At 71.6% G+C, this 22403-nt stretch carries 11 protein-coding genes; 7 read left to right on the forward strand and 4 right to left on the reverse strand.

All coding sequences use genetic code 11. From position 1 onward, the window contains the following. Nucleotides 1-17 precede the first annotated feature (17 nt). The 5 genes from ABZ725_RS44910 to ABZ725_RS44930 all read left to right on the forward strand — a co-directional run bounded on the left by ABZ725_RS44910 (nt 18) and on the right by ABZ725_RS44930 (nt 16356). Complete coding sequence (locus tag ABZ725_RS44910) at nt 18-4232, forward strand: LamG-like jellyroll fold domain-containing protein (RefSeq protein ID WP_358808140.1); 4215 nt, start codon at nt 18-20, stop codon at nt 4230-4232. A gap of 175 nt (nt 4233-4407) precedes the next feature. After that, on the forward strand, nt 4408-11241 hold the full coding sequence (locus ABZ725_RS44915; protein ID WP_358808141.1) for a polymorphic toxin-type HINT domain-containing protein: 6834 nt from the start codon (nt 4408-4410) through the stop codon (nt 11239-11241). A gap of 29 nt (nt 11242-11270) precedes the next feature. Further along, nucleotides 11271-11990 (forward strand): DUF6193 family natural product biosynthesis protein, encoded by a 720-nt coding sequence (locus ABZ725_RS44920; protein ID WP_358808142.1) that lies wholly within the window; start codon nt 11271-11273, stop codon nt 11988-11990. A gap of 176 nt (nt 11991-12166) precedes the next feature. Next, nucleotides 12167-13330, forward strand: coding sequence for an exonuclease SbcCD subunit D (locus ABZ725_RS44925; RefSeq protein WP_358808143.1), 1164 nt, complete (start codon nt 12167-12169; stop codon nt 13328-13330). Continuing rightward, entirely contained in the window at nt 13327-16356 is a 3030-nt protein-coding gene (locus ABZ725_RS44930) for an SMC family ATPase (protein ID WP_358808144.1), read from the forward strand. Before ABZ725_RS44925 ends, ABZ725_RS44930 begins: the two co-directional genes overlap by 4 nt. Here the strand turns inward: ABZ725_RS44930 and ABZ725_RS44935 are convergent. Continuing rightward, nucleotides 16317-16763 carry an Lrp/AsnC family transcriptional regulator gene (locus tag ABZ725_RS44935; RefSeq protein ID WP_328483234.1) on the reverse strand — a complete coding sequence of 149 codons (447 nt, stop codon included), beginning with the start codon at nt 16761-16763 and terminating at the stop codon, nt 16317-16319. The genes ABZ725_RS44930 and ABZ725_RS44935 overlap by 40 nt on opposite strands. 146 nt (nt 16764-16909) lie before the next feature. Between ABZ725_RS44935 and ABZ725_RS44940 the strand changes: the two genes are divergently transcribed. Further along, entirely contained in the window at nt 16910-17392 is a 483-nt protein-coding gene (locus tag ABZ725_RS44940; RefSeq protein WP_358808145.1) for a rhodanese-like domain-containing protein, read from the forward strand. Between the two features lie 16 nt (nt 17393-17408). Here the strand turns inward: ABZ725_RS44940 and ABZ725_RS44945 are convergent, their stop codons facing one another. Further along, entirely contained in the window at nt 17409-19115 is a 1707-nt protein-coding gene (locus ABZ725_RS44945; protein WP_358808146.1) for a DUF885 domain-containing protein, read from the reverse strand. Between the two features lie 33 nt (nt 19116-19148). Further along, entirely contained in the window at nt 19149-19640 is a 492-nt protein-coding gene (locus tag ABZ725_RS44950) for an Lrp/AsnC family transcriptional regulator (protein ID WP_358808147.1), read from the reverse strand. Between the two features lie 60 nt (nt 19641-19700). Between ABZ725_RS44950 and ABZ725_RS44955 the strand changes: the two genes are divergently transcribed. Further along, entirely contained in the window at nt 19701-20894 is a 1194-nt protein-coding gene (locus ABZ725_RS44955) for a PLP-dependent transferase (protein WP_358808148.1), read from the forward strand. A 51-nt stretch (nt 20895-20945) separates the two neighbouring features. Here ABZ725_RS44955 and ABZ725_RS44960 read toward each other — a convergent pair whose 3' ends face one another. Further along, entirely contained in the window at nt 20946-22316 is a 1371-nt protein-coding gene (locus ABZ725_RS44960; protein WP_358808205.1) for a GNAT family N-acetyltransferase, read from the reverse strand. Nucleotides 22317-22403: the final 87 nt, after the last annotated feature.

Genomic DNA, 22403 nt, shown 5'->3' on the forward strand with positions numbered 1-22403 from the left:
TTACGTTGTTGGGCGGGATGGTGCCGGCCTTCACGGGGACGGCGGCCGCCGCTCCCCGGGCGCAGCAGGAGGTGACCGAGGGGGCCGCGCCGGCGAAGGGCACGGAGAACGCCGCTTTCGGTCAGGCCGCGCGCTCGGGAAAAAAGGTGGAAATCACTTCGCTGCGCGCTGAGACCAGCGAGACCTACGCCTTGCCGAACGGCAATTTCGAGGCCGTGGAACATCTGCGTCCGGTGCGGGCGCGGGTGAATGGCGGGTGGAAGGCGATCGACACCGCGCTGGAGAAGCGCGCCGACGGCAGCGTCGGGCCCAAGGCCGCGACGGTGGGCATCACGTTCTCCGGCGGCGGGAAGAAGCAACCGCTGATCACGCTGGAGCGGGCGGGCCGGACCCTGTCCCTGTCCTGGCCGACGGCGCTGCCGGAGCCGGTGATCGACGGTGACACGGCCACCTATCCGTCGGTGCTCGAGGACGTGGACCTGCAGGTGAAGGCGAGCGTCGACGGCGCCTCGGAGGTGCTGGTCGTCAAGACGCCCGAAGCGGCCGCGAACCCGAAGCTGGCCGAGCTGCGGCTGGCGATGAACGCCGACGGCATGGACGTACGCACCACGCCGGACGGCGGCCTCGCGGCGGTCGACACGGCTGCCGGCGGGCCGGTCTTCGAGGCCCCGCGGCCGATGATGTGGGACTCCGCCAAGGGCGCGTCGACCGCGGCGGCCCGCACGGCGGCCGGGAAGGCGGCCGAGGCCGCCGATCCGTCGCACGGGCCCGGCGAGTCCGCGAAGGTCGCGCCCATCGGCGTGAGCGTCGCCCCGGGCGACGACGCACTGGTGCTGAAGCCGGACCGGAAACTGCTGAAGACCGCCACGTTCCCGGTCTACATCGACCCGCAGTGGTACACGCCGAAGGCGAGCAGCTGGACCTTCGCCTCCCGCTACTGGGCCTCGTCCCCGCAGTGGAAGTTCAACGGCAACTCCGACTCGGGCATGGGCTACTGCGCGGGCGACGCGCGCTGCGCGCCCGAGGACGTCAAGCGGATCTTCTACACGATCCCGACCTCGCGGTTCGCGGGCAAGTCGATCCTGTCGGCGGAGTTCGTGGTCAACGAGACGCACTCCTACAGCTGCACCAAGACCGATGTGCAGCTGTGGCGCACCAAGGGGATCAACTCCTCGACCACATGGAACACGCAGAACGCCGACGGCTTCTGGGTCGACCTGCAGAAGACGCTGAGCGAGGCGAAGGGCTGGAGCAGCGACTGCCCGGGCGGCAGCGTGGAGTTCTGGGCGCTGCGTGCGGTGCAGCAGGCGGCGGCCAACGGCTGGTCGACCACGACGTTCGGTCTGAAGGCCCGGGACGAGAACGACGTGCTGTCGTGGAAGCGGTTCTCCGACGACGCATGGCTGCGGGTGCAGTACAACCGCCCGCCGACGCAGATCCGTATGTCGCAGCTGACGCAGGACCCCGGCGGCGCCTGCTCCTCGACCGCCAAGCGGGTCCGCATCCTGCCCAAGATCCGGGCGAACGACGTGACGGACCCGGACGGCGACAACATCTCCGTGCAGTTCCAGGCGTCCTGGGACACCGGTGACGGCAAGGGCTACACCGCACGCTGGACCTCGGCCCGGACGACCTACAAGAAGTCGGGCTCCGACTTCGCGATCTCGCTGCCGACGACCATCCCCAAGAACAAGACCATCGGCTGGCATGTGCGCTCCTACGACAGCGCGCAATGGTCGCCCTGGAGCTATACGGGCTCCGCGACCGACTGCAACATGGTCTACGACACGAGCGTGCCCGCCGGTCCCTCCATCGCCTCCACCCAGTACCCGGCCTCGGACCCCGAGGACCCGAACGACCCCTGGCTGGACGGTGTGGGCCGGTACGGCACCTTCACCATCGACTCGACGTCCGCGGACGTGTCCAAGTACTGGTTCGGCATCAACGGCGACCCGACCAGCGCACACACGCTGACCACCTCCGCCGGCGCCGCGCAGACGACGAAGTTCATGCCGACCAAGTCCGGCGTCAACTTCATCACGGCGCAGGCCTTCGACACCGCGGGCAACGGCAGCGAGATCCGCACCTATCAGTTCCGGGTCAACGCCGGCCAGCCCGACCGGCTGAACATGAAGCTCAACGAGGCGGCCGGCTCGTCCACGGTCAGCGGTGTGGGCGGGGAGTGGCCCGCCCAGCTGAACGGCGCGACCCCGGGTGGGGAGGGCGTCTCGGGCCACGGCCTGCACTTCGACGGCACCGACGACTACGCCGCCACCACCTCCCCGGTGCTCAACACGGCCAAGAGCTTCTCCGTGTCCACCTGGGCCAAGCTGCCCGCCACCCAGCCCGCCACCTCGGTCGTGGCTCTCTCGCAGGCCGGCGCCAACACCAGCGGCTTCGAGATCTACTACTCCCCGGCGCTGGGCGGCTGGCAGTTCCTGCGGCACAGCGTCGACGCCTCGCCGCCGGCCATCTCACGCGCCGCACAGCCCGCCTGCCCGACCGGCGACACCGCCTGCGCCGCCGCACGGCTGGGCACCTGGACCCACCTGGTCGGCGTCTTCGACAACCCCAACGGGGAGATGCGGCTGTACGTCAACGGCGCACTGGTCGGCAGCGCGGCGTTCACCACCCCGTGGGACTCCCGCGGCCGCACCCTCCTGGGCGTCGCCCAGCACTACGGCACCCTGGGCAACTACTTCACCGGTGATCTGGACGAGGCCCAGCTCTTCGACTACCAGCTCACCGCCGCCCAGATCAGCCGCCTCTACGCCAAGCAGCCGGTGAACACCAACCGTCCGGCGAAGGTGGTCTGGCCGCTGGACGAGGACGCCTCGGCGACCGCGGCCGTCGGCCGGTCGCAGCAGGTCACGGCGACCGTCAACGGCGGGGCCCGGCTGGGCTCGGCGGGCGTCGACGGCACGGCGGCGACCTTCGACGGCGTCGACGACGGGGTGATCACCGCGCAGCCGGTGCTGGACACGTATCAGAGCTTCGCGGTCTCCGCCTGGGCCAGACTGCCCAAGGACAAGGAGAGCCGGGCGATGATGGCGGTGACCCAGGGCAGCACCAGTGTCCCGGGCTTCGAACTGGTCCACTCCTCGGCACTGGGCGGCTGGGTCTTCCTGCGGGCCGGTTCCGACGCGACCGGCGCCACCTTGGCGCGGGCCCGGCAGAACGCCTGTGACGCGAACGTGAACTGCGCAGCCGCCCGACTCGGGGAGTGGACCCATGTCGTGGGCGTCTACGACTACGACGCCGGTCAGATCCGGCTCTACGTCGACGGAGTGCTGAAGGACACGCAGCCCTTCACCACCCCCTGGCTCGCCACCGGCCCGGTCACCCTGGGCTACAAGGCGACGGGCGGGGCCCAGGCCTTCATGAAGGGCGACCTGGACGATGTCCGGCTGTTCGACCGAGCCCTGTCCGGCGACGAGGTCAAGGAACTGAACAAGGCCCGACCGGTCGTGCAGGGCCGCTGGAAGCTGGACTCCGGCTCCGGCACTCCGCTGACCTCCGCCGACGACTCCTCGGGCAACCGGGCGCTGACGCTGGCCGGCAACGCCTCGATCGACGTCTCCGGCAGCTCCAACTACGTGGGCACCGGTGGGCTGCTGCTGGACGGCAGCGGCGACTACGCCTCCACGGCCACCTCGCCCGTCTCCACCGGGACCAGCTTCACCGCCGCCGCCTGGGTGAGCACCGCGGCCCGACCGGATCATCCGGTGACCGTGTTCTCGCAGGCGGGCTCGGTCAACAGCGGCTTCGCGGTGCGGTACGTGCCCAGTGCGACCGACCCGGCGAACGCCGGCCGATGGCAGCTGGCGATGCCGGGCTCCGACGTCAAGGGCGCGACCGTGGCGACGGCCGAGCATCCCAACTTCATGAACAACACGAGTTGGAACCATCTGGCGGTGGTCTACGACGCCTTCGCCGATCAGATGCGGCTGTACGTCGACGGCAACCTGGAACAGGTCGTCTGCGCCGACAGCGACGAGGACGGCAGCCCCGATGTCGCAGGCTGCACCGACTCGGTGTCCTGGAACTCCAACGTCCTGCCGTTCAACGCCACCGCCGGCCTTCAGCTCGGCCGGGGCAGGACCGACGGCGCCTGGGGCGAGTACTGGCCCGGCGTGATCGACGACGTGTGGACCTTCCAGGGCGTGGCCTCGGACGACCAGATCGCCCGGCTGGCCAACGGTACGGACCTGGCCACGGTCCCCGGCCCGTAACAGCCGGCACGGACCCGTGCGGGGGCGGACCCGAAGGCCCGCCCCCGCACCCATGGATGTCTTGCCTTCCGCCGCGTCGTCTTGCCGTCGTGGCGTCGAAAAAACCAGCGGGTGAAGGGGGAAACGCATGAACTTGGCTGAAGGGGTACGGGCGAGAGCACGGCGGAGAATCGCCGTGACCGTGTCCGCGGTACTGGTCGGAACCCTGCTGCAGGGGGCGTTCACGCCGTCGGCGGCACAGGCGGACGACATGCCGAAGGTCCCGGCCTCGGAGAAGGCGCTGTCCGGGCACACGGTGAAGTCGCTGCCGCGCGGGACGGACGGGCAGCGCAAGGTGCCGTCCGCGGCCCCACGGCACGCGTTGCCGAAGGCCGGATCGGCGACGGTGACCCTGCGGCCGGGCGAGAAGGCGGTCACCCGACGGGCGGGAACGCTGCCGGTGTCGCTGACGGCGCCCGCGGCGAAGAAGACGCCGACAGCGCTGTCGGGCGACGCGACCGTACGCGTGCTGGACGCGACGGCCGCCCGCAAGGCCGGCGTCGAGGGCCTGCTGTTCTCCGTGCGGCGCGGGACCGGCGCCCAGGGTGCCAAGGTCGGCGTCAGCGTCGACTACGCCGACTTCGCGCAGGCCTACGGCGGCGCCTACGCCGCCCGCCTGAAGCTGGTACGGCTGCCCGCCTGCGCCGCGACGACCCCGCAGCGCGCGGAGTGCCGCACGCAAACGCCGGTCGACGCCCGCAACGACGGGACCACACTGTCCGGCGACGTCAGCATCGCGGGCGCCGAGCCGATGATGCTGGCGGCGACCACGGCCGCCGCCGACGGCGCCTCCAGCGCCGGCGGCGACTACACCGCCAGCCAGTTGTCCCCCTCCGCGACCTGGTCGACGAGCCTGAATTCGGGCAGCTTCTCCTGGTCGTACGACATGCCCGTGCCGGGCGTGCCGGGCAAGTTCGCGCCCAGCGTGGGCCTGTCCTACTCCTCCGGCGGCATCGACGGCCGTACGTCCTCCACCAACAACCAGTCCTCCTGGGCGGGCGACGGCTTCAACCTGTGGCCCGGCTCCATCGAGCGCAGCTACAAGGGCTGCGCCGACGACGACGTGAAGAACGCCGACGGCAACAAGCCCGGCGACATGTGCTGGGCGTACGACAACGCCACGATCTCGTTCAACGGGCGCGCCGGCGAGCTGATCCCGGCCGGCACCGACACCTTCAAGATCAAGGGTGACGACGGCACCAAGGTCCAGCGCGTCTACGGCACCACCTCCGACGTCCGCTCCAACGGCGCCCGCAACGACGAGTACTGGAAGGTCACCACGACCGACGGCACCCAGTACTTCTTCGGCTACAACCGCCTGCCCGGCTGGGCGTCGGGCAAGGACACCACCGACTCCACCTGGACGACCCCCGTCTACGGCGACGACGAGGGCGAGCCCTGCCACGCCGCCGCCTTCGCCGACTCCTGGTGCCGACAGGCCTACCGCTGGAACCTCGACTACGCCGTCGACGTCCACGGCAACGCGATCTCCTACTACTACAAGAAGGAGTCCAACTACTACGCCCGCAACCTCACGGCCGCGGACGAGACGTCCTACGACCGCGGTGGCTACCTGGACCGGATCGAGTACGGGCTGCGCAAGGACACCGTCTACTCGGCCAAGGCCCTGGCCAAGGTCAGCTTCGTCTCGTCCGAGCGCTGCCTGCCGCAGACCGGTGTGACCTGCGACGCCTCGACCATCGAGGACAAGAAGTTCTACTGGTACGACACGCCGTGGGACCTGAACTGCAAGTCCGGGGAGGACTGCACCAAGTCCGCCTCCCCGAGCTTCTGGACCCGTAAGCGGCTGACGTCGGTCACCACCCAGGTGCTCAAGTCGGACGGCACGTACGCCCCGATCGACACCTGGACGCTGGGCCACCGCTGGGGCATGGCGGACATCGACTACCAGCTGCTGCTCGACTCGATCCAGCACACCGGCAAGTCGGCGACGCCCGAGATCACCCTGCCCAAGGTCACCTTCGGATACCACCAGGACGCCAACCGCCTCGACATCGCGGGCGACGACACCGCGCCCTTCATCAAGGAGCGCCTGTCCACCGTCGTCGACGAGTCCGGCGGCCAGATCGACGTCAACTACTCCGCGGCGGCCTGCGACGCGGGCAACCTGCCGACCCCGCAGACCAACACCACCCGCTGCTACCCGGTCTGGTTCACCAAGTCCGGCGACGCCGACCCGACCCTGCAGTGGTTCAACAAGTACGTGGTGGAGTCGGTCACCGAGACCGACCGCACCAACTCCTCGCCGGACATGGTCACCCGCTACGACTACCTCGACGGCGCGGCCTGGCACTACGCCGACGACGACGGCCTGACCAAGGAGAAGTACAAGACCTGGTCGCAGTGGCGCGGCTACGGCCATGTACGAGAACGCACCGGCGGCCAGGACCCGGTCGGCATGAAGTCGCAGACCGACCACTACTTCCTGCGCGGCATGGACGGCGACCGCAAGGGCCCGTCCACCGGCGACGGCACCAGGTCCGTGACCGTCTCCGACGACAACGGCGGCACCATCACCGACCACGACTCCGCGGCCGGCTTCGAGTACAAGACCGAGGACTACAGCGGCCCCGGCGGCCGGGTGCTCGAGAAGACCGTCAGCACGCCCTGGCACCACCAGACGGCCAGCCGGGTCCGGGTGTGGGGCATCACCACCGCGAACCTGACCGGCACCGCCTCCGTGCGGACCTGGACCTCCCTCGACGACGGCGCGGGCGCCAAGTGGCGGCAGACGTACCAGACCAACACCGCCGAGAACACCGCCGGCCGGGTCACCCAGCTCGAGGACTTCGGTGACACCTCCACCGCGGCCGACGACCAGTGCACCCGCACCACCTACGTCGACAACACCACCGCCTGGATCCTCACCAAGCCCTCGCGCGTGGAGACCGTGGCTGTCAAGTGCGACGCCACCCCGGACCGCTCCAAGGACGTGCTGTCCGACATTCGCACCGCCTACGACGGCCAGGCGTACAACGCCGCCCCCACCAAGGGCGACCCCACGCGCGTCGCGAGCCTGAAGTCGCACAACGGCACCACCGCGACCTACCTGGAATCCGGCGTCACCTACGACACCACCTACGGCCGCCAGCTCACCAGCACCGACATCACCGGCACGGTCACCGCGACCCTGACCGGCGCCCCGGTGCGCACCGACCGCACCGACGGCCGGACGACGACCACGGCGTACAGCCCGACCACCGGCTTCCCCGTCACGGTCACCACCACCAGCCCGCCGGCCACCGCGGGCACCGCCTCCACCGCCCAGACCAGCACCACCACGTACGACACCCTGCGCGGACTCCCCGAGACCGTGCTGGACACCAACAACAAGCGCACCGACCGGACCTACGACGCGCTCGGCCGCGGCCTCAAGATCTGGCTGCCCGACCGCTCCAAGGCCAACAACCAGACCCCGAACTACGAGTTCGAATACACCATCACCGACGGCAAGCCGGTGGCGGTCGCCACGAAGACGCTGAAGAACGACGGCGGGCAGCGCACCTCGTACACGCTGTACGACGGCTTTCTGCGGACCCGCCAGACCCAGGGCCCCGGCCCGTCCGGCGGCAGGCTGGTCAACGACGTCTTCTACGACGAACGCGGCCTGACGGCCAAGGCCTTCGCGCCGTACTACAACACCGCCGCGCCCTCCACCGAGCTGCTGAAGCTCGACGACGCCCTGGCGGTGGAGACCCAGACCTGGAACACCTACGACGGCCTCGGCCGCGTCGTCAAGTCGCAGCAGGTGGCCGGCAACGGCGACGGCGGCACGGTCCTCGCCGTCACCACCACCAGCTACGGCGGCGACCGCACCACGGTCACCCCGCCGGCCGGCGGCACGCCGAGCACCACGGTCACCGACAGCCGCGGCCGCACCACCGACCTGCTGCAGTACGACGCCGCCACGCCGACCGGCACCCCGTCCACGACCCACTACGACTACGACCCCGCCGGACGGCCGGCCGCGGTCACCGACCCCGTCGGCAACCAGTGGACGTACCGCTACGACCAGCGCGGCAACAAGATCGGGACGAAGGACCCCGACAAGGGCGAGTCCACCTACACCTACGACGACCGCAACCTGCTGCTCACCAGCACCGACGACCGCCAGCCGAAGCAGACCATCACCCACGTCTACGACGGCCTCGGCCGTGAGCTGGAGACCCACGACGGCACCGCCACCGGCCCGCTGCTGACCAAGCACGTCTGGGACCCGGCCGGCAACGAGGGCCAGCCGGCCTCCGCCACCCGCTACGTCGGCGGCGCGAGCGGCAGCGCGTACACCACCACGTACAACATCTACGACACGCTCTACCGCCCCAACCGGGTGACCACCACGATCCCGGCCTCCGAGGGCGCCCTCCAGGGGGCCTACCAGTCGAACACCAAGTACAACCCCGACGGCACCGTCCAGTCGAGCAGCTACCCGGCGGCCGGCGGCCTCGCCTCCGACGTCCTCACCCCGACCTACGACGACGTCCTGCGTCCGGTCACGCTCTCCGGCACGGGCGGTGTCACCTACATCACCGCCACCGCCTACAGCTACACCGGCAAGCCGCTGCAGTTCACGTACCAGAGCGGCGGCAAGAAGACCCAGGTCACCAACACCTACCAGTGGGGCACCCAGCTCCTGGACAACACGCGGGTCGACCGCGAGGGCGTGCCCGGCGTCGACAAGTCGTCCACCTTCGGCTACGACAAGGCCGGCAACATCACGTCGATCAGTGACGTGTCCCGCGACGGCACCGACAACCAGTGCTTCGGCTACGACCACCTCGGCCGCCTCACCGAGGCCTGGGCCCAGGGCGCCACCGGCTGCTCCGCCACGGCCGGATCCCTGCTCGGCGGCCCCGCGCCCTACTGGCAGTCGTACACCTACGACGCCACGGGCAACCGGCGCACCGAGACGCTCCACGACACGACCGGCGACGCCGCCAAGGACGTCAAGCGCACCTACGAGTACCCCGCGCCCAAGTCGCCGCGGCCGCACGGCCTGACCCAGGTCACCACCGCCGCAGCCAACGGCTCGTCCATCGACACCTACACGTACGACACGGTCGGCAACACCCGCACCCGCACCATCGGTGGTACCCAGCAGACTCTCGACTGGGACGCCGAGGGACACCTCGCCAAGGTCACCGAGGGCGCCAAGACCACCTCCTACGTCTACGGCGCCGACGGCAACCGGCTGATCCGCCGCACCGACTCCGACACCACGCTCTACCTCGGCTCCACCGAGATCACCCTCGCCAAGGGCGCCACCGCTGCCAAGGCCACCCGCTACTACGACCTCGGCGGCGGCAACCAGGCGATCCGCACCGACGACGGCAAGCTGTCGTTCCTCCTCGGCGACCACCACGGCACCTCCGAACTCGCCGTCAACGCGACCGACCTGTCCATGCAGCAGCGCCGCTCCACCCCCTTCGGCGGAGCTCGCGGGCAGGCGCCGACCTCATGGCCCGGCCAGAAGGGCTTCATCGGCGGCACCGAGGACAGCACGACGGGGCTGACCCACCTCGGCGCCCGCGAGTACGACCTGGCGACCGGCCGTTTCCTCAGCGTCGACCCGGTCATGGACTCGGGCGACCCGCAGCAGATGAACGGCTACAGCTACACGGAGAACAACCCGGTCACCTACAGCGACCCGACCGGCCGCACGAAGTGCGACGCCAACCCCGAGCTGTGCGGCAAGAAGGACAACAGCTGCGACTCGGCGTGCGTCAAGAAGAACATCGAGAAGGTCAACAAAGCCAACAAGGCGACCGAGGAATACTTCAGGAAGAAGCGCCAGAAAGAGGCGCAGAAACTCTACAACTACTTCTTCAAGCCGTCGAAGTGCTTCGGTAATCCGGTCCTTCCGCTCCCCAAGTACGACACCTGCTACACCCAGGCGGAAATCGACTCCGACAAGCAGCTCGTGAAGACCGTCATGTCCGCCTTCGGCGACATGACGATGCTCGAACCCTGGTACCAGTGCGCCTTCAACCACAACCAGGACAAGTGCGACACCCTCGGCCTGGCCATGTCCACGGGCGACGCCGGCGCCGTCGCCAGGGGCGGGGTCAGGTTCGTCAACGCGCTGAGCAAGGCCGGGCGGGTGCTGTGCAGCTTCACCTCCTCGACCCGCGTGCTCATGAAGGACGGGCGCACCAAGGAGATCGGGAAGATCAAGCCCGGTGACAAGGTGGCGGCGGCCGATCCCAGAACGGGCAAGCGCCAAGGGGCGCGCACGGTCACCGCTCAGGGCGGCCACCGCGACACGGACCTGGTCTACCTGAGCATCCGTGACGAACAGGGCCGTATCGTCACCGTCGACACCACCTACGAACACCCCTTCTGGGACGCCACGGCTCGCGCGTGGATCCAGGCCGGCGAACTCGCCGTGGGCCACGACCTCAGCACCGCCGAGGACGGCCGCGTCCGACTGGTCGGCGTCCGGCACGAGGTCGGCGCGGCCGACATGTACAACCTCACGGTCGAGGAACTGCACACGTACTACGTGCTCGCCGGTTCCACGCCGGTGCTGGTGCACAACTGCGATGTGGCACTGGGCAGGGCGGCAGAGGGAACGTACAAGTGGGCGGAGGGCAAGAACTACAAGCACTTCGGGGGCGACGAGTTCGCGGGCGTCAACTGGATGGGGCCGGTGGAGAGCGCGATCCGGGATCCCAAGGTCACGCTGCACGTGAACATGGACGACCTGGGCACGTTCGAGGCCGCCGCCAAGGAGGGACTCGCCCCGGGGGCCAGATCGACAGAGATCGAGATGGGATGGATCGCCCGAGCGGTGGCCAATGGAGAACGCGATTGGACGACGATCCACTGGTATCGCACGGACGTCACAGCGAAGAAGAAAGTGGAATTCTTTCCCGATGAGCCCGACTGGTCGAGCTTCGGTAGATTGCGACCGTTCATCAACGACACGGGACCTTCGTGCAAGTGCTAGGACCACGATCTCAAGGAGCGCCCTCCACTGTGGAGACGAACGACACCTCCCCCCGTCCGGACCTGTCCCTGTTCCTGGACTCCGCTCTGTACCCGGACCTGATCGAGAGGGGCGGTCTCGTCTCCGCTCTGGAGAGCCTGGCCCGTGAGAGCGGCTTGGATGTGGGAACCCCCTACAGCGAGTACGCCTCGGGGCCGGGGCGCTACAAGAGTGCCGTCATCGCGACGGACCGCGGCACGATGTCCATGCTGCTCGGCAAGCACGAGCGGATGATCTCCCTCGACATCCGCGGGCGCGGATTCACGTGGGCGGACGGAATGACGGACGATCTGCGGGAGCTCGTCAGGGCAGTGGCGGCCTGGCGCAGCGGACTGCCCGTGGACGAGTTCGCCGGGGCCTTCCCGTTCATGCGGCTCGGCCGGCTCGCCCGCGGGTACGAGAGCGGCGATCCGATCTCGGCTCAGTGGGAATGGCTGCGGACCGCGGAGGTCTACGACGACGAACGGCCCCTGGTGGAGGCGGCCCATGCCAACGGCCGCCTCCGCGGGCTCTTTCCCTATCTCAGCCACGGGGTCCTGCGGCTCTCCACGGAGCTGGGGAGGCAGGGGGCACGCGAAATCCAGATCTCTCCGGTCACCGGAGGCTCCTACCGGGTGGAGGACACCGGGCCGGGAGACGGGGTGAGGAACGCGGTCGCTCTCGAGGAAGCGATCGACGCCGCCGTCGATCTCCTCCTCACCTCCGGCTGACCGGGTCCTCTCGGTCGAGCGCAAACGAAGGCCCCACCGGACGTCCGCGTGACTCCGGTGGGGCCTTCGCGGGTGGCTGGAGGAGCTAGCGTGGTGGGTGTTGACGACGAGCCGTACGGGTTCGTGCCGGATCCAGAGACGCAGTAGGGGCGAAAAGTGCAGTTCAGGGGGATTTCATGAGAATACTGCACACCTCCGACTGGCATCTGGGCCGGGCGTTCCATCGGGTGAGCATGCTCGGGGCCCAGGCCGAGTTCATCGCCCACCTCGTCACGACCGCGCGCGAGCGCGAGGTGGACGCGGTGGTCGTCTCGGGAGACGTGTACGACCGCGCGGTGCCCCCGCTCGCCGCGGTCGAGCTGTTCGACGACGCCCTGCACCGCCTCGCCGACCTCGGCGTGCCCACGGTGATGATCTCCGGCAACCACGACTCGGCCCGCCGGCTCGGCGTCGGCGCCGGGCTCATCGACCGCGCGGGCATCCACCTGCGCACGGACCCGACCGCGGCCGGCACCCCCGTGGTCCTCGCCGACGCGCACGGCGACATCGCCTTCTACGGCCTGCCCTATCTCGAACCCGCCCTGGTGAAGGACGAGTTCGGCGTGGAGAAGGCCGGCCACGAGGCCGTGCTCGCCGCCGCCATGGAGCGCGTCCGAGCCGACCTCGCCGCACGCGCGCCCGGCACGCGCTCGGTCGTCCTCGCCCATGCCTTCGTCACCGGCGGCGAGCCCAGCGACAGCGAGCGCGACATCACCGTAGGCGGGGTCGCCTCCGTGCCCGCCGGGGTCTTCGAGGGCGTCGACTACACGGCGCTCGGGCATCTGCACGGCTGCCAGACCATCACCGAGCGGGTGCGCTACTCCGGCTCCCCGCTGCCGTACTCCTTCTCGGAGAGCGCCCACCGCAAGACCATGTGGCTGGTCGACCTCGGGGCCGCCGGGGAGCTCACCGCCGAGCGCATCGACTGCCCGGTCCCACGCGCGCTGGCCCGCGTCCGGGGGCCCCTGGAGGAACTGCTCGCCGACCCCGCGCTCGCGCGCCACGAGGAGGCGTGGGTCGAGGCGACGCTCACCGACGCCGTCCGCCCGGCCGACCCCATGGCCCGCCTCACCGAGCGCTTCCCGCACACGCTCAGCCTCGTCTTCGCCCCCGAGCGCGCCCCCCACGACCCGGACGTCTCCTACGCCCGCCGCCTCGCCGACCGCAGCGACCAGGAGATCGCCGAGGACTTCGTGGCCCATGTGCGCGGCGCCGGCCCCGACGCCCGCGAGCAGGGCGTGCTGCGGGACGCCTTCGACGCCGTACGCGTGGACGACGCGGTACGGGAGGTGGCGCGGTGAGGCTGCACCGGCTCGACCTGACGGCCTTCGGCCCCTTCGGCGGCTCCCAGAGCGTCGACTTCGACGAACTCTCCGCCGCCGGACTCTTCCTGCTGCACGGGCCGACGGGCGCCGGCAAGACCTCGGTCCTGGACGCCGTGTGCTACGCGCTGTACGGCTCCGTGCCCGGCGCCCGGCAGAGCGCCGGCCAGGGCATCAACCTGCGCAGCGACCACGCCGCGTCCGCCGCGCGCACCGAGGTCGTCCTCGAACTCACCGTCGCGGGGCGCCGGTTGGAGGTCACCCGGCAGCCGCCGTACGAGCGGCCCAAGAAGGGCGGCCGCACCGGAACGGTGGTCGAGAAGGCCGCGAGCGGGCTGCGTGAGTACGACTCGGTCGCCGGCGCCTGGAAGGACCTCAGCCGCTCGCACCAGGAGATCGGCGAGGAGATCACCCAGCTGCTCGGCATGAGCCGTGAGCAGTTCTGCCAGGTCGTGCTCTTGCCGCAGGGCGACTTCGCGCGTTTCCTGCGCGCCGACGCCGAGGCGCGCGGCCGGCTGCTGGGCCGGCTGTTCGACACCCAGCGGTTCGCCGACGTCGAGAAGCGGCTCGCCGAACGCCGCCGCACCACCGAGGCACGCGTGCGTGAGGGCGACTCCGCGCTGCTCGCCGACGCGCACCGGATGCAGCAGGTGGCCGGGGACGCCATGGAGCTGCCCGAACTCGCCCCGGGCGAACCGGGCCTGGCCGAGGCGGTGCTGGCCGCGGCCGCCGTCGCCCGCAGCACCTCCCGCGAGCTGCTGACGCACGCCCACTGCGGCCGCCTCGCCGCCGAGTCCGGGCAGGCCGCGGCGGAGCGCACGCTGACCGACGTCCGCGAACTCGACCGGTTGCAGGGGCGGTTCGGGCAGGCGCAGGCGCGGGCCCGGCTGCTTCAGGAGCGGGCCGGCGCGCATCAGGAGGCGCAGGCGCGGATGGAGCGCGGGCGCAAGGCGGAGGCGGTGGCGCCGGCGCTGGAACTGCGCGAGGCCGCCGACACCGAGCACACCAGGGCGTCCGCCCGTGCGGCACACGCGCGTGCCCTGCTCCCGGAGCGGTTCGCGGACTCCTCGGCCGCCGGGCTCGCCGCCGCCGCCCGCCGGGCCGCCGAGGAACTGGGCGGGCTGGAGTCGGCCCGCCGGGGCGAGCGCCGGCTGGCCGAGCTCGCCGCCGAGCGGACCGAGCTCGACCGACAGGAGCGGGACGACGAGGAGGTTCTGGCGGAGAGCGCGGGCTGGCTCGCCGGCTGGGACGCGACCCGCGCCGCGCTGCAGGCCCGTATCGAGTCCGCCCAGGAGGCCGCCACCCACGCCGAACAGCTCGACGGCCGGCGCGAGCCCGCCCGGAAGCGGCTCACGGCCGCCCGGCGGCGCGACGAACTGACTCGGGACCTGGAGGCGTCCCGGCGGCAGGCCCTCACCTCCGGCGAGCAGGCGCAGACGGCCCGCGCACACTGGCTCGACCTCAAGGAACAGCGGCTGAACGGCATCGCCGCCGAGCTGGCCGCGACGCTGAAGGACGGCGAGGCCTGTGCGGTCTGCGGAGCCGTCGAGCATCCGGCCCCGGCCCGCAAGGACGCCGGGCACATCGACCGCGAGGCCGAGGAACAGGCCCTCGCCGCGTCCCGGCGCGCCGAGGAGCGTCATGCGCAGGACGAACGCGCCCTCGGCGCCGTGCGGGAAGAGCTGGCGGCCGCCACCGCCGAGGCGGGCGACACCCCGACGGACCGGCTCGCCGCCGAGGCCCAGGAGGTCGAGCAGACCTATGCGCAGGCCCGCCGGGACGCCTCCGCGCTGCACCCCGCGCGCGAGGAGCTGCGCCAGGCCGAGCAGGAGCACGAACGCCGCACGGCGGCGCAGCGCGAAGCCGAGGTGAGGGCCGCGTCCCGGGTCGGGCACCGGGAGCGACTGGAGGCCGAACGGTCCACGCTGGAGGAGGAGTTGACGCAGGCCCGGGGAGCGGCGGAGAGCGTCGCCGCGCGGGCGGCCCAGCTGGAGCAGCGGGCGGCACGGCTCACCGACGCGGCCGACACCGCCCGCGTCGCCGACGAGAGCGCCGAGCGCCTCAAGGCCGCCGACGGACGCCTCGACGAGGCCGCGTTCCGGGCCGGCTTCGACACCCCGCAGGCCGCAGCCGGCGCCCTCCTCGACGACACCGCCCACCGCGAGCTGCAACGGCGGCTGGACGCCTGGCAGTCCGAGGAGGCCGCCGTACGGGCCGTCCTCGCCGAACCGGGCACCGTGGCCGCGGCCCAACAGCCGCCTGCCGACGTCGAAGGCGCCGACCGGGCGGCCGGTCGGGCCGCGGAGCGGCTGCGCCGGGCCGCCTCCGCGCAGGACGCCGCCGCGCGCCGCTGCACCGAACTCGACCAGCTCTCCGCGCGCGCGGAGAGCGGTGTCCGCCGACTCGCGCCCCTGCGCGACGAGTACGACCGCGTGGCACGTCTGGCCGGACTGACCGCCGGCACCTCCGCCGACAACGAGCGCAAGATGCGGCTGGAGGCGTATGTCCTGGCGGCCCGTCTCGAACAGGTGGCCGCCGCCGCGACCGTACGGCTCCAGCGCATGTCCTCCGGGCGTTACACCCTCGTCCACTCCGACGACCGGGCCGGCCGTGGACGCAGTGGGCTCGGGCTGCATGTCGTCGACGCCTGGACCGGGCGCGAGCGGGACACGGCCACGCTGTCGGGCGGCGAGACGTTCTTCGCCTCGCTCGCCCTGGCCCTCGGCCTCGCCGACGTCGTCACCGACGAGGCGGGCGGGGTCCGCCTCGACACCCTCTTCATCGACGAGGGGTTCGGCAGCCTCGACGACCAGACGCTCGACGAGGTCCTCGACGTCCTCGACTCCCTGCGCGAACGCGATCGCAGCGTCGGCATCGTCAGCCATGTCGCCGACCTGCGGCGGCGGATCCACGCGCAGCTGGAGGTCGTCAAGGGGAGATCGGGGTCGTCGGTGCGCCAGCGCGGCTATCTGCCGAGCGGGCGGCGGGGGAGCGGTGAGGAGTAGACGACGCTGGTCGTGACCGATCCCAGCGCGCCGATCTTCCCCGACACCTCCTCCAGGTGCCGCATCGAACGCGCGGTGACCTTGATCACGAAGCAGTCGTCGCCCGTCACATGGTGCGCCTCCAGGATCTCGGGCGTGACGGCCACCAGGTCGTGGAACGGTTTGTAGTTGCCGTTGGGGTAGCGCAGTCGGACGAAGGCCAGGATCGGCAGCCCCAGCCGCTCGGGGTCCACGACGGCGGCGTACCCCTGGATGACGCCCGCCTCCTCCAGCCGCCGCACCCGCTCGGTGACGGCGCTCGGCGACATCGCCACGGCACGCGCCAGATCGGCGAAGCTGGCCCGGCCCTCGCGCTGGAGGACCTCGAGGATGCGCCAGTCCGTGGCGTCCGGGGAATACGCGGTCATGGACGAGAGATAGCAGGGGAATCCCCGGCGGAGCAAGGTCCACGCCGTGGATCGCCCCTTCAGGGAGATGAGCACCGGCCGTAGATTTCTGGTCATCGGCAACCAGCCGGAGCAACCAGTCGGAACCGCCACGGAGAGGCCCTGCGATGACCGTCACCACGACCACCGTCAACCCCGTTCTGCGCGTCGCCCCCGCCGCCCCGGCCGAGGCCGCCGCCTACTTCCGGGCGAGCCTCGTCTTCCACGCCGACGTCTCCGACGTGGCCGCGGCCCTCGCCGCCGACGGCGACCCCGGCTTCGTCGTCCTGGACTCCCGCTCCACCGAGTCCTGGGACCAGGGCCACATCCCGGGCGCCGTCCACCTGCCCACCGCGCTCATCGCCGAGCAGGCCGAGCAGCTCCTCGACAAGGACGTGCCGGTGGTGACGTACTGCTGGGGCCCCGGCTGCAACGGCGCCACCCGCGCCGCCCTCGCGCTCGCCGAACTCGGCTACCGGGTCAAGGAGATGCTCGGCGGCTTCGAGTACTGGGCGCGCGAGGGCTTCGCGTTCGAGACCTGGGAGGGCGGCGAGCGGCGCGCCGCCGACCCGCTGACCGCGCCCGTGGACGCGGCCGACTGCGGCTGCTGACGCGCCGCCCGCGGGATCAGAGCTGTGCCAGCTCGTCCACCAGGTCGTCCAGCCCCAGCGACCCCTGCGAAAGGGCCGCCATGTGCCAGGCCTTGAGGTCGAAGGCGTCGCCGTGGCGCTCGCGGGCCTTCTCCCGGCCCAGCAGCCAGGCCCGTTCGCCGAGCTTGTAGCCGATCGCCTGACCGGGGATGCTCAGGTAGCGGGTCAGCTCGCTCTCGACGAAGTCCGCCGGGCGGCTGCTGTGCCCGCCGAAGAACTCCTGCGCCAGCTCCGGGGTCCAGCGCTCACCCGGGTGGAACGGAGAGTCCGCCGGGATCTCCAGCTCCAGGTGCATGCCGATGTCGACGATGACCCGCACCGCCCGCATCATCTGCGCGTCCAGATAGCCGAGCCGCTGCTCCGCGTCGGTGAGGAAGCCGAGCTCGTCCATCAGCCGCTCCGCGTACAGCGCCCAGCCCTCGGCGTTGGCGCTGACCATGCCGACGGAGGCCTGGTAGCGGGAGAGGTCCCCGGCGATGTGCGCCCACTGGGCGAGCTGGAGGTGGTGGCCGGGGACGCCCTCGTGGTACCAGGTCGAGACGAGGTCGTAGACCGGGAAGCGGGTCTGTCCCATGGTCGGCAGCCAGGTGCGGCCCGGCCGGGAGAAGTCCTCCGACGGAGGCGTGTAGTAGGGGGCGGCCGCGCTGCCGGGCGGCGCGATCCGCGACTCCACCTTCCGTACCCGCTCGGCGAGTTCGAAGTGGGTGCCGTCCAGCGCGTCGATCGCCTGGTCCATCAGACCCTGCAGCCAGTCGCGGACCTCGTCGACGCCCTCGATGTGCTTGCCGTGCTCGTCGAGGTGGGCCAGTGCCACCCAGGGCGTGGCCGCGCCCGGCAGGATCTTCTCGGCCTCCTTCTTCATCTCGCCGAGCAGCCGGTGGTACTCCGCCCAGCCGTACGCGTACGCCTCGTCGAGGTCGAGGTCGGTGCCGTTGTAGTAGCGGGACCAGCGGGCGTACCGCTCCCGGCCGACGGTGTTCGGCGCGCCCTCGGCCGTCGGCGTGTACACCTCGCGCACCCAGTCCCGCAGCTCCACGACCGCCGCGGTCGCGGCCCGGGCCGCCTCGTCCAGCTCGGCGCGCAGCGCCTCGGGCAGCGCCTCGGAGCCGGTGGCCACGAAGTCCTCGAACCAGCCGCGGCCCGCGCCGTCCGTGTCCGACCACTCCGTGAGCTGTTCGACGAACGTGGCGGTCGGCCGCGGAGCCGCGTACAGCTTGCGTTCCAGGCCGAGCGCCAGGGACTCCCGGTAGCCGGCGAGGGCCGTCGGCACCGCGCGCAGCCGTTCGGCGATCGCGGTCCAGTCGTCCTCGGTCCGGTTGGGCGTCACGGTGAACACCTCGCGCACATGGTGCGCCGGCGTGGACATGTTGCCGACGGCGCGCAGGCCTTCGTCGGCGTCGTGCACCGCGAGTTCCGCGGTCAGGCGCTCCCGCAGCAGGCGTGCGCACCGGCGCTCGATGTCACTGTCCGCGCCCGGCCTCCGCTCCGCCTCGTCGAGTCTCGCCAGGGTGTCCCGCGCGAGCTGTGCGAGTGCCTCCTGGCCCGTGGGCGAGTAGTCGGGCAGACGGCTCGAACTCTCCTGCACACCGAGGTACGTGCCGGTCACCGGGTCGAGGGCGATGAGGTCGTCGACGTAGGCGTCGGCGACCTCGCGGGGCAGCGGGCTGCTGGTGGTCTGTGACATGGGCCCCATCCTGGTACGCGGCGGCGCCTCACGTCACGGCGTTTGTCCCGATGTCGCCGGTGGCAGCAGAGGTCCGCACTCCCACTGCTGGAAGATCAGCCGGGTCTCGACGCGGGCGACCTCCCGCCGGGCGGTGAACTCGTCGAGAACGAGCCGCTGCAGATCCGCCATGTCCGCGACGGCGACATGGACGAGATAGTCGTCGGGCCCCGTGAGATGGAAGACGGTCAAGGCCTCGGGCAGCGCCCGGATCCGCTCCACGAACGGCCCCACCAACTCCCGCCGATGCGGCCTGACCTGCACGGACAGCAGCGCCTGCAGCCCGCGCCCGAGCTTGGCCGGATCCAGCCGCAGCTGATGCCCGAGGATCACGCCCGAGCGGCGCAGCCGCGTCACCCGGTCCAGGCACGTCGACGGCGCGACGCCGACCTGCGCGGCGAGGTCACGGTAGGTCATCCGGGCGTCGTTCTGCAGCAGCCGCAGCAGCTGCAGATCGACCGGGTCCAGTACGACGGATTCGGCCATCGATCGAACGTAGCACGGACATCTGTTCCCTCCGCCCGTCCGATGTTCACTCTGCCATGCATGGACTCAACCGCTGCGAGCACGCACGCGTACGACGGCGTACGCACGTCTGGAGCGCCCCGCGCACTGGCCACCGAGGCCGTGCACGCCGGGCGGGACGACCTGGCCCGGCAGGGCCTGCACGCCCCGCCCATCGACCTGTCCACCACCTACCCGTCCTACGACAGCCGCGCCGAGGCCGCCCGCATCGACGCGTTCGCCGCGACGGGCGCGGAACCGGACGGCCCGCCCGTCTACGGCAGACTCGGCAACCCGACGGTCGCCCGCTTCGAGACGGCCCTGGCCCGGCTGGAGGGCACGGAGAGCGCCGTCGCCTTCGCGAGCGGGATGGCCGCGCTGAGCGCGGTCCTGCTCGCGCGCGCCTCCCTGGGCCTGCGGCACGTCGTCGCCGTACGCCCCCTCTACGGCTGCAGCGACCATCTGCTGACGGCCGGGCTGCTCGGCTCGGAGGTCACCTGGACCGACCCCGCCGGCATCGCGGACGCGCTGCGCCCCGACACCGGGCTGGTCATGGTCGAGTCACCGGCCAACCCGACGCTCACCGAGGTCGACCTGCGGGCCGTCGCCCACGCCTGCGGCTCGGTCCCGCTGCTCGCCGACAACACCTTCGCCACGCCCGTGCTCCAGCGCCCCGTCGAGCAGGGCGCACGGCTGGTCCTGCACAGCGCCACCAAGTACCTGGGCGGCCACGGGGACGTGCTGGCGGGCGTGGTCGCCTGTGACGAGGAGTTCGCCGGGCGGCTGCGGCAGATACGGTTCGCCACCGGCGGCGTGCTGCATCCGCTGGCCGGCTATCTGCTGCTCCGCGGCCTCTCGACGCTTCCGGTGCGGGTGCGGGCAGCCTCCGCGACCGCCGCCGAACTGGCCCGGCGGCTGGCCGCGGACCCGCGGGTCGCCCGCGTCCGCTATCCGCGCATCGGCGGCGCGATGATCGCCTTCGAGGTCCACGGCGACCCGCACGAGGTGATCGCGGACGTCCGGCTCATCACCCCGGCCGTGAGCCTCGGCAGCGTGGACACGCTCATCCAGCACCCGGCCTCCATCAGCCACCGCATCGTCGGCGAGGAGGAGCGCCGGGACGCGGGCGTGAGCGACCGGCTGCTGAGGCTGTCGGTCGGGCTGGAGGACGTCGAGGATCTGTGGGGGGATCTGGCCGGGGCTCTGGGGGCGACGAGGGCGTCCGCCACCGTGTGAAGAAGGCCCGGCGGTGCACCGCCGGGCCCCTCTCGCGTGCTGCGTTCCGCATCAGTCGCGACTGACGCACTCCCCGTGCCGCGGGGACGTCTCGCGCGCCGCGCTCTTCTCCAGGCGCGCGGTGATCACGAGCGTCCCCTCCTCGATCTGGTAGTCGAGGGGCAGGCCGAGGCCGCGCATGGCGGCGACCATGCCCGTGTTGGAGGACTGCGTCACGGCGTACACGCTCTCGCAGCGCGCCTCCACGGCCATCTCCACCAGCCGGCCGAGCAGTTCGGCGCCGATGCCGCGGCGCTGCCACTGGTCCTCGACGAGCAGCGCGACCTCCGTCTCGTCGCCGTCCCACAGCAGATGGCCGAGGCCGACGATGCGGCCCGACGTCGTCTGAACGGCGAGGGTACGGCCGAACCGCGGGCTGAGCAGGTGGTTGAGGTAGCGGTCCGCGTCGCCGACCGGCCCGTGGTAGCGCATCGAGAGGGTGCGCGCCGAGCACCGCTCGTGCATCGCCTTCGCCGCCTCCAGATCGCCGGTGTCGGCCCGGCGCACGGTGATGTCGTTGCCCTCGGGCAGCGTCAGCACGTCGTGGCCGCCCGGGACCCGCGGGCCCAGCCGCGCGTCCAGCTCCACCAGGGCACGCGCGCGTGCGAACTCGGTCGGGGTGAACGGCAGGTACGGCCGCTCCACGGTGATCACTCCGCCTTCCGGCGCCCGCAGGCGCATCACGGTGTCCTCCAGGACGCCTTCCACGGGCACGGCCTGCGCCCCCCGGCCGCTCTTCCCCGAAGCGGCGGGCAGCGAGCGGATCGTGCACCGGCCCAGCAACTGCCGCAGCGCCAGCGGCAGTTCTGCGGCGTCGAGGGCGGTACGGGTGGCCAGTCCCAGGACCCGGGTCGGCGCGTCCACCAGGTCATGGGCGTCGGCGCGCTCGATCCAGGTGCTGCTGCCGCCCGCCAGCGCCACCGCCCGGGTGATCTCGGCCGCCGCGAGGGCGCCCGGGGCGCGCAGCAGGAACTCGTCCACGGTTTCCTCGCCGAGCGGATGCGTCTGCAGGCTCAGGATGTCCACCCGGTGGCCGGCCAGCGCCGCGCAGAGCGCGGCCAGCGACCCCGGGGCGTCCTTCACGGTCGTCCGCATCCGCCACAAGGCGCTCTCCTCGGCGACCCCGGAGGAGAGCTCTGCCGGCCCGGCCTGCGGCTCCGCGGAGCCCGGTCGGGCGCCGGTATCACCCGTCGGGGGCGCGTGACCGTGGCGGCGTGCCCACCATGTGTGGAACCCGGCCGTGGCGACGAGCAGGGCCGCGGAGACCGACAGCAGCGCCGGACCGTCGGGTCCGTGCCCCACCAGGTTCGCCACGCCGTCGGCCACCGCGACGGCCGTGAAGAGCGCGGCGAGTTCCACCACGTCCCGCCGCCAGTGGTGCACCGGGCGTCCGCGCTTCGTGCGCGTCACATCAGACATGTCTCGAGTCATGCAGTCACTGTGGACGAACGGTGTTGCGTGATCACGAAC

The organism is Streptomyces sp. NPDC006872 (assembly GCF_040635845.1).
In the GTDB taxonomy this organism is placed as follows: domain Bacteria; phylum Actinomycetota; class Actinomycetes; order Streptomycetales; family Streptomycetaceae; genus Streptomyces.